Raw genomic sequence first — 9,653 nt, forward strand, 5'->3', positions numbered from 1 at the left:
GCGATTAAAGCAGCCCCTAGCACGATCATTTTAACTTTGTTCATCTTTGTTAGTACATTAAATCTTGAATTCCATTTGAAGTAGGCAGGAATTCTTCTCCCTTTGATCAGCTGGCCAGTTAGATCACTTCAACTAATAAAAACTTAAGCAATCTACCAATCCTGTTTTTTTCTTTTTCAAAAGAATTGGACTTAAGTCTAATTTCTATCCATAAAAGCCAAAATCAATATTGCCATTAAGTAGACTAAAAAACTTTGACTCCCTTCATTTAGTTAGCTCCAAAAGTGGATAGGTGTTCAAGTTCGCTCTAAAAACTATCCAGACAGGTTTCGCATCCTTCAGGATGAATGACTAGAATCCATTCCTTGGGTTCTGGGATACCAATGATCGAGGCAACTTTTGATTTGGAAGGAGAGGAACATGCCTCCAACCAAATTAGCCCTATCCAGAGAATAAAGCGCTCAATCCTCATACTCCAGTCCCTCGAATCGGATAATATCATACCTCAGAAAGTTCTCATCAAAATCATCCCGATTAGGATTGTTGGTGGATACGTAGAGTCCTTTTTTGCCGACGAAATAGTTCCAAGGCTCAATTTGAAAGTTTTCGAAAACATGCTCCCCCAACACTTCAAGATTTTGATTTATAACCATCACGCCTATTTTAGGACGATCTCCAAAAAGATCTCTAACAGAGACACCCTCAAATTCCTCTAAATCAAATCCCCGAAAAAAAAACCTATAATAAACATTTCGATAGGGGTCTGCTAAAAGGAGTTCATATCGGTCATTTTTAAGAGCTTTAATCATCCCTGTATCTCCGTATGGAAGTTGATCTAAAATCGGGAAATTATTTACCCATCTTGATTTTACTTCCATATGACTGAGTAGTTCTCCTCGTTTTTTTGATACAACCCATAGTCTATGATCGCTAGTAGGAGACACGATTATGGAATCACCTAAGCTAGCCCAAGTAAGTTCCATACTTTTTCTTCCTTTATCCCAAATATCCTTTGGATGATTTGCAGGAAGCCATTCAACCTTTTCTTGGTTATTTTCCAGTTGGACTCGATAGATATGTTTTGAGGTTTGAATGTCCTCTTTGGACATCTCATACATATTTTTGAAAAAGGGTTGCGCGCCATAAATTGAGTTATCCCCGAAAAGAAATGGAAGTCGGTTATCCGAGGTTAGAAAGTTTACCCTGTTTTCAGGATCTCGGATAGGAATGGTTTTTTTAAGTTTTCCTTGAAAATCCATGATTTTGATGGCTGGGGGAATTGTAGCGATAATGACACAATCTGGATTTACGATTCGAAATCCATTTTCGCTTCCGATTTTATTTGGGCCATCGAGAGGTAAATGAATCTGATGCACTGATGAAAGTGAACTGAGGGATAAGAGCTCAATCTTCCTCAAGGATCTGTTAACTGTTGCTAGATATTCCCCCGAATCTGCATCGATGTATTGAATTTTATGGGATGAAGGTAAAAAGTTCTCAGAAAGCTTGATTTCTAACATATCATGCTTATAGGCCTTAAACTGGCCATTATTTTTTCCTCCATTACAAGCAGTAAAAAAACCGATTGTCGAAATCAGGATAGATAAATTGAAAAAGTTCTTTGTAAAAATCAACAGTCTATTTTTCGATGTCTTTATCACGTCTTTCGATTGAGATTAAGTTCCTTAAAACATTTAGAAAAGGCAATCCTTCTTAATTTCTAAACAGGATTGCCTTAAAAGAGAAGTGTGCTATTTTAATTATCCTCCTCTTTTTCTTCGCAAATGCACATATTCTGATCTATAGGATCAAAACAGTTTTCACCGTTCCATGAACATTGTGCAATTGGTCCACCTTGGGCTTCCACTTCACTTGCCCCGAAATAGGAAACACCGAATGTGCCGGCTGCGATCAAAGCAGCCCCTAGCACGATCATTTTAACTTTGTACATCTTTGTTAGTATTAGAAATCTTGAATTCCACTCAAAGCAGGCAAGAATTCTTCTCCTTTTGATCAGCTGGCCAATAAGATCACTTCAACTAATAAAAACTTAATCAATCTACCAATCCTGTTTTTTTCTTTTTCAAAAGAATTGGACTTAAGTCTAATTTCAATTCATATAGGCCAAAATCAATATTGCCATTAAGTAGACTAAAAAACTTTGACTCCCTTCATTTAGTTAGCTGCAAAAGTGGATAGGTGTTCAAGTTCGCTCTAAAAACTATTCAGGCTTGTTTTAAATCCTTTTGGATGAATTAGGAAGATCCATTCCTTTGATTTTGGGATACCTGGGATCGAATCAACTTTTGACTTGGCAGGAGAGGAACATGCTCCTAACCAAATTAGCCCTATCCAGAGAATGAAGCGCTCAATCCTCATACTCCAGTCCTTCAAATCTCATGATGTCATACCTCAGAAAGTTCTCATCAAAATCATCCCGATTAGGATTGTTGGTGGATACGTAGAGTCCTTTTTTGCCGACGAAATAATTCCAGGGTTCTATTTGAAAGTTTTCGAAAAGGTTTTCCCCTAAAATTTCAAGGTTTTGATTTAAAACCATAACCCCCATTTTTGGACGATTTGCGTATAAAAACCTGGACACCCTTAAAAAGGATGTCTTACTTTTTCGCTTTTTAAGCGAATAAAACGGGTAATCAATCCATTCATTCCAAGGTCCAAAACAAGTTGTAAATTTACTCCTTGTGGATGTTTTTTCGATTTTGAATTGAGGTTCCCAAAACTATTTCTTTTAAATCGAAACTAAGTCTTCGAATCGGAACGTTTCTAAAATTACTCAGTAAGATTATCGTAATATCATCTTCCCTGTAGTAGCTGTAATTTGAAATAAACCCATTCATAGTTCCTCCATGTCGGATAAGAGTTCCGGGCCCATTTATTGTTTCCTTTCTTAGGTAAGGCTGAATTCTAAATCCATACCCATAATACCCCCAATCTTCATTTCCGGCCTCAAAAAGCAATGCTTTGCTTTCAGCAGTTAATAGTCTGTCAGTGTTCAAGGCCCTACTCCAATTGAATAGGTCTGAAGATGTGGAGTAAATATCTCCGGCACCCATTGCATAGGAAACCACATTTTGCACTCTTCTGACTTTCCCAAAAATTTCCCGATATCCCACCGCCCTATTTTCAGGAATATTACTTAGGCGCTCCATTCCTGTTTGAGTCATCCCAAGGGGCTTGAAAATTTGCTCATTTAAGTAATCTGGATAAGGTACCCCAGAGGCATTTTCAATTACCATTGCCAAAAGGGAATAATTGATATTGCTATATTGATATTTCTCGCCTGGTTGAAAACTTCTTGGTGAAGTATTTATTATATCCAACAGTTCGGAGGATGAGATGTCCATTATTTCAAATTCTGTCAAATCATCAAAGCTGGGAGCTAATCCAGATTGTTGTTTTAATAAGTGATGTACCTGTAAATCCTCCGCCAATTCTGCCTTCAGATTGGGGATATAATTTAGGACGGGAGCTTTCAAATCAACCAAACCAGTTTCCACTAGTTTCATAACGGCGACTCCCACGAAGGATTTGGTGAGGGAGCCTATCAAAAACTGTGTATTTAGCTCATTGGGTATTTTGTTCTCTACATCAAACATTCCATATGCTGATTGATGGATTATAGAATCCCCTTTTGCTACCAAAACTGTTCCCTTAAAATCAATGATATTTACTTGACTTTGAATATATTTCTCAATTTCCGGATTTATAGTAACGGGAGGCCCATGAATTTCCGCGGGCTGTTTGAGCACCCTCTCTAGCTCCATTGAGAAAATGACGCTGGCAATTTTCCAATTGCCGTCAACCTTGATCAACCCCCAGCTTTCCTTGCCCCAGTTTCCCTTTTTTCCCTGGTTCCAAAAGCTATAATCGAAGGTCACTGAACCAATAGATCCATCTTGGACAATCACTGCATTAGAAAACAGTTCTTGTTTAACACCATTCTTTATCACGTTGCCAAACCATGTTTTATAATCCGAGATTTTGTAAGCCGGAGCTTTTGGATCCATCTCAAGTCTTTCTTTCTGAGTTTCAGGTTTCCAAACTCCAATCCAAGTGACCGGGGCATCTGCGAACAATGAAAACATCGTTAGGGTATCCCTTGTCCGGATACATTCCATAAAGGTCTTTAGTAGCTCTCTTATTTGCTCTTGATCGGTGGGGGGCTCTTTTTGTCCGTATGAAGAAATTGATAGGATTCCTATTACTGAAATCAACAAGCTTATTTTAATGAACTTCATTTGAATCTATATTATCCGTAGGTTGAAATTTATATGGGGATAAAAATATTGGCTTTGCCACAGCTCCACTGAAATTTTCGACCAAACCCTCAAAAGGGGATCCACAAACCATGCAGGAAAGGATATCTTTAAAAAGACCGTGTTTGTCTTCAATTCTTGGGCTTTCAGCTGAATGGCTTCTAATTTCTACAGGCAATACTTACTTTTAAATTTATGTACAGGCGAAACCCAGAGAATGAGTTCTTAGCATCCCCTCAATCAAAAGTCCTTCATATTGCTTTTTGGGGCATTCTTTTTCTTTTCTATTTGACCCCCTATGTCTTTTCCGAAAAAGAGGGAGTGGAAATAATCGATGTAGCCCTTGATGATCGAATATTCCGGATACTTTTTCGACTTACCGCAATAATGGCATGTGCCTATTTTCTTGCCTTACGAATTTTACCCAGAATCCTTTGGGGAAAGGAAGTAATAAAAACGAGTTTAGAATTCATACTCGGGATTTATCTTATTTGTGTGGCCAGCAGATTTTCAGTGGTTTACCTTTTGGAACCAATTCAAAGTCATAAAACCGGGAATCAAGAAACTGCCTTTGAGATTTTTACTCAATGGAAAGTATTGTTTCGGTATTACTTTATCGGAATATTCGCGGGAACTTTTCCTTTCCTGTTCTTTCATCAATTATTGGAAAGACAACAGCTACTTCGTCACCAGTTAAGGATTAAAGCCGAAAAAAAAACTGCTGAGCTAGCTGCATTGAAGGCCCAATTAAATCCCCACTTTCTTTTTAACACGCTCAATAACATTTATTCACTTGCAGTTCAGGGATCACCTATGACTGCTGTTTCTATAGAAAAGCTTTCGGGAATTCTGGATTATCTGCTATACCGCTGCGATGAAAAATTTGTACCCTTAAATCAGGAGATTAACCTCTTAAACAATTACATCTCCCTGCAAAAACTCAGGTACAGCAATCGATTATTAATAGATCAAGAATTCTCCATTGACTCCGACTATTCGATTGCCCCGTTGATTTTGTTGACAATGGTAGAAAATATGTTTAAGCACGGGGTAGAAAAAACAACTGGCAAAGCGATTCTCAAAATTAAAATCAATGCCACCAAGGGGAAGTTTTGCATGCTCACTGAAAACACTTTTGATCCCCAAAGCCATACAGAACGCGGAATTGGATTTAAAAATGTTCGCCATCAACTTCATCTCATTTACCCTACCAGACATCAAATAGATTCTAAAGAAATAGGCAGTATTTACCGTACCCAGTTGAAAATTAACCTTACATGAAAGCAACTTGTCTTATAGCGGATGATGAACCATTTGCGGTTCAGTTACTTCAAAAACACATCACCGATTCTGGATTATTGGTCTTAAGCGGGACATGCAGTACTGCATTGGAGGTAAGCGCTTTCCTGAATGAAAAAAGGGTGGATCTCTTGTTTTTGGATATTGAAATGCCAAAAATATCCGGGATTGAGTTGCTTAAAATTCTTAAGGATCCCCCGGCAGTCATTATAACCACTGCGTATCGGGAATATGCAATACAGGGCTATGAATTTGAAATCATTGACTATTTGTTAAAGCCTATCACCTTTGAGCGATTTTTGGCAGCCATTGAAAAATTCAACAGAAGAAGGCGCAACCAAATTCAATCCCCCACCCAGGCGGAAGAAAAGGCAGAAAAATATATAAAAGTTAAATCAGGCGTAAAGATTTACCAATTGAACCAGGATGACATTCTTTATTTGGAAAGCTCCAAAGACTTTGTCCAAATCAATCTAACCAATGGTAAAAAGCTACTGATCAAATACAAGCTAGGGCAATTGGAAAATGAACTGGCTACAAATTTTCTTAGAATTCACAAATCCTTTATTGTCAACAAAAACCGAGTAACCGTTTTTTATTCAACCCACCTGGAACTAGATAAAATTATCCTACCGATCGGAAGCAGTTATCGCCCAAAAGTGGAACGGATTTTTGAAAATTAAGTAATAATCAAATCCTTAAAGACTGAATTCCGAATACAGAATAAAGCTTAACCAACTCTGTAACTTCATATAAATAACATTGATTTTCAATTATTTGATTTTTTTTGTTTATCAAAACCCCTTAAAAGTCAAAAGAAAAACATCTTAATAACCAAAGGATCTGACTCTAAGGATTGAATCACAGAAGTTAATCGCTCAGGTGAAAGAATTCAGTCTATATCAGGATCAAACCCGACTGTCCATTTTTAATTTACAGCAATTTAGTTTGTCCATAAGGCTAGTAAGCCAGTTTGCTGGGTGGGAACACATAAGAAGAAAATGCAATATGCCCATTAGGATCCCTCCGGGAATGAGATTAATTACCACTCTTTGAAATAGCTTGAAATACTCAAACTCATAAAAATTCTGCACTACAATCAGACCCATTTCGGTAAGGTTTATTTTGATTGCCAAAAAAACAGCAATCGTAGCAAAATGAAAACCATTCACAAAAAGATGTAAAATATATTCCCAACGCGGTAGGCCTCCCATAAACCGCCTACTGTCTTTTTCCATGTAGGGCATCCAGTCCAAGAATAAGCAAATCTAAAATTACCAAGGCAATACCTACATAGAATCCAATGATGCTATCCTGAAGAACAAAAAGAAAATATACCATTACTGGAAAGATCAGAGCCCTAAGCGAATGTGTCAAATGTTCAAACTGGCTTTCTTTCTGCCTATGCAATCCAAATTTGAGAATATGTAGGTAGAAACCGTCATAGACAGCAAGCAAGGCAAAAGGACCAATTAAATTGCCAGAAGAAGAAAGGCTAGATCTATTTTATCACTATTCAGTTTTTCAATGAGACAAAAATGAAAGCTTCAAACTTCAAAATCGAGGACAATTGTCCTCAATTTTTTAATGAAATTTCCTTTCGAATTCTGGAAAGAGTTCTTCGGGTTACCCCCAAATAAGAGGCAATATCTTCAACTCGGGCTAAATTTAAAACGGCAGGCTGCTCCTTTATCAAACGCAAGTACTTTTCCTTAGCTGTTTCCGAATTCAGAAAAGAGGCATAACGTTCCATGGCCAGATATTCTTTTTCCGCCAACACTCTGCCAATCATCTGCCAAGTTGAACTCAATTTGTACAGGGTTTGAAGGTGATCAAAATCAATGACCATAAGTTCGGTATCTTCCATCGCCTGAATACTCAAGGATGAAGGTTTTTGAAAAATAAAACTTTTAAATGAAGTACTGAAATTATTTTCCGCACAAAAGCAAGAGGTGATTTCTTCTCCTTTTTCATCGAGGTAAAAAGTTCTCAAAGTCCCTTTGAGAATGAATCCCACACTGCGACATATTTCATCTTGTTGAACAAAAAACTCCGACTTTTTCAAAGGTAAGTTTGAAAATCTTGTGAGACTGCTGGCAAGTTCTGCATCGGAGATTGGGAAATTCTCTTTAAGGAATTTCCCAAACTTATTTTCAATTGAAGTCCGATTCATATCTTCCATCTTATTTCCAATGGTAATAAACTCGATCTCATCCTTAACCTTTGACCGGCATCGGCAAAAAAAACTAACCAATGACCTACTCTGTCAGTATTACTTTTTTATTTATCCAATTTCAAATGAAATGGAAGAAGACGGAGTAGAACCATTGGTTAATTCCTAATTCGAAAATTTTACTAAAAGATTTATTAATGTTTTAGTCCATCCTTCTCTCCCAAAGCTTTTGCTTCGTCCATCCACTTGCTACGCTGTTTTAAGGTAGAATTCTTAATGATCCCAAAAGTGGAGACCCTTACCGGCTTCACTCCACAAAACTCCAAGGTAGACTTCTTAAGCTGATTAATACTCGGCCTTCCATACATCAGCCAATAATACCAACCCGGTTGATCGAGGGTAGTTAGAATTCTTCCTGTTTTCCCTTTCAATAATTTATCCCAATAAACCGAGTCTTTTTTGTATTGAAACGCCATTCCCGGCAAAAACAAGCGATCGATAAAACCTTTGGAAATCGCCGGAAGTCCTCCCCACCAAACCGGATGAATCCAGACCAAATGTTCTGCCCATTGGATTTTTTCCCAGGCCAGAATTAGGTCCGGTTCCAAATCCATTCTTTTCTGATACCCATACTTGAGGTTTGGATCAAATTGAAGTTCGGAAATTGTTAGTTCCTTTACTTCAGCTCCTTTTGACCTAGCTCCCTGAGCATAAGCACTGGCTAAGCCAGAATTAAATGCATCAGGATTGGGATGCCCATTGATAATCAAAATTTTCTTCATTTTTAGCCAATTTTTTTGAGGGCCAAAAGTATCTAGGTGAAATTTTGTGCTCTAGGACAATTGTCTATTTCTGGAACTGGGCTCTTATTCTGCTCAAATGTCTTTGTGTAATTCCCAAATAAGAGGCTAAGTATTGAAGTGGGATATGATGAAAAAAGTCAGGCTGTTGCTGAACCAAATCCTCATATCTTTCCTGGCCAGTTTCCTGTTGAAATTTAAAAAATCTCCTTTCCAAGGCTACATATTCACGCTCTGCCACCATCTTCAAGAAAGCCTGCCACTCGGAATTTTCATTTACCAATTCTTCAAAAGCAGCCTTGGATATCAATAAAAATTCAACAGGAGCGATGGCCTGAATATTTTCCAGGGTTTCTTCCTGAGTTATAAAAGAAGAATAAGCAGTCATTAAGGTAGAAGGAAAAGTAAAACAATAGGTAAACTCATTCCCTTTGGAAGAAACATGATATGACCTGAGAATACCTGAAATAACAAAACAAATCTCCTTACAGATTTGGCCTTGGCGAATAAAATAATCTCCTTTGGCAAGGCTCTTAACTTTAGCCAATTGGACAAATCGTTCTATCTGATCGTCGGATAGAATCCCAAATGAACTGAGATAAGATTTTAATTTTTTTTCACCGGTAATCATAAGTCTTGAACTCCTAATTCTTTTGTATTCCCTTAAAAAGGCCTTTCAATATTTCTAAATAATAGGTGACCTGACCGAACAAAGGATCAAAGATATCACTCTAGTTAGTATAAGTATTCGATAAAACTTTCTAAAAAATAGACCAATAGCCCAAAAAATTCAAAAGAAGTCAAAAAAAGAAGCAGGATGGAATTTGGTCCTCCATATTCGCGGGATTTACAGCCAATGCTGAAAGCAGAAAACAAATCTCACCAAAATTAATCCAAACTTCAATTTTAGGACTCATGCTTAAAAAACTGATTACCCAGATTCAAGTAATAAGTGCAACACTAAAGGTTTAAGGAAGGAAGCCTAGGCTTCCTTCCTTAGGCTGAAGAATTAAATTAGTGTTGTCATGCAGAAATTCAATCATCTCAGCCCAGAGCAAAGGTACCAAATCGAAATTTTAATCAAACAAGGGGTGACTCAGACCG

At 37.5% G+C, this 9,653-nt stretch carries 9 protein-coding genes; 2 read left to right on the plus strand and 7 right to left on the minus strand.

What is annotated here, in order from left to right; translation table 11 throughout:
• Positions 1-461: 461 nt before the first annotated feature.
• The 4 genes from AAA943_RS16820 to AAA943_RS16835 form a co-directional block, all read right to left on the minus strand.
• On the minus strand, positions 462-1,661 hold the full coding sequence (locus tag AAA943_RS16820) for a DUF4221 family protein (RefSeq protein ID WP_479374284.1): 1,200 nt from the start codon (positions 1,659-1,661) through the stop codon (positions 462-464).
• 95 nt (positions 1,662-1,756) lie between these two features.
• On the minus strand, positions 1,757-1,951 hold the full coding sequence (locus tag AAA943_RS16825; RefSeq protein WP_338225442.1) for a hypothetical protein: 195 nt from the start codon (positions 1,949-1,951) through the stop codon (positions 1,757-1,759).
• A gap of 417 nt (positions 1,952-2,368) precedes the next feature.
• The gene (locus tag AAA943_RS16830; RefSeq protein ID WP_338225443.1) at positions 2,369-2,560 is read right to left on the minus strand and encodes a hypothetical protein; all 192 of its coding nucleotides are present in this window, start codon (positions 2,558-2,560) and stop codon (positions 2,369-2,371) included.
• A gap of 133 nt (positions 2,561-2,693) precedes the next feature.
• Positions 2,694-4,259 (minus strand): serine hydrolase, encoded by a 1,566-nt coding sequence (locus AAA943_RS16835; RefSeq protein ID WP_338225444.1) that lies wholly within the window; start codon positions 4,257-4,259, stop codon positions 2,694-2,696.
• A gap of 681 nt (positions 4,260-4,940) precedes the next feature.
• Between AAA943_RS16835 and AAA943_RS16840 the strand changes: the two genes are divergently transcribed.
• Together AAA943_RS16840 and AAA943_RS16845 are read left to right on the plus strand one after the other, a co-directional pair.
• Complete coding sequence (locus tag AAA943_RS16840) at positions 4,941-5,558, plus strand: sensor histidine kinase (RefSeq protein ID WP_338225445.1); 618 nt, start codon at positions 4,941-4,943, stop codon at positions 5,556-5,558.
• A complete protein-coding gene (locus tag AAA943_RS16845) occupies positions 5,555-6,259 on the plus strand; it encodes a LytR/AlgR family response regulator transcription factor (RefSeq protein WP_338225446.1) in 705 nt (234 codons plus the stop codon). The genes AAA943_RS16840 and AAA943_RS16845 overlap by 4 nt, the downstream gene beginning before the upstream one ends.
• Before the next feature lie 893 nt (positions 6,260-7,152).
• On the opposite strand, the gene AAA943_RS16850 is transcribed toward AAA943_RS16845, so the two are convergent.
• The 3 genes from AAA943_RS16850 to AAA943_RS16860 form a co-directional block, all read right to left on the minus strand.
• A complete protein-coding gene (locus AAA943_RS16850; RefSeq protein ID WP_338225447.1) occupies positions 7,153-7,749 on the minus strand; it encodes a Crp/Fnr family transcriptional regulator in 597 nt (198 codons plus the stop codon).
• Between the two features lie 194 nt (positions 7,750-7,943).
• Positions 7,944-8,531, minus strand: coding sequence for an NAD(P)H-dependent oxidoreductase (locus tag AAA943_RS16855; protein ID WP_338225449.1), 588 nt, complete (start codon positions 8,529-8,531; stop codon positions 7,944-7,946).
• A 64-nt stretch (positions 8,532-8,595) separates the two neighbouring features.
• Entirely contained in the window at positions 8,596-9,180 is a 585-nt protein-coding gene (locus AAA943_RS16860; protein WP_338225450.1) for a Crp/Fnr family transcriptional regulator, read from the minus strand.
• Positions 9,181-9,653 lie beyond the last annotated feature (473 nt).

The sequence above is a fragment of the Algoriphagus confluentis genome (assembly GCF_036245625.1).
Classification (GTDB): Bacteria; Bacteroidota; Bacteroidia; order Cytophagales; family Cyclobacteriaceae; genus Algoriphagus; species Algoriphagus confluentis.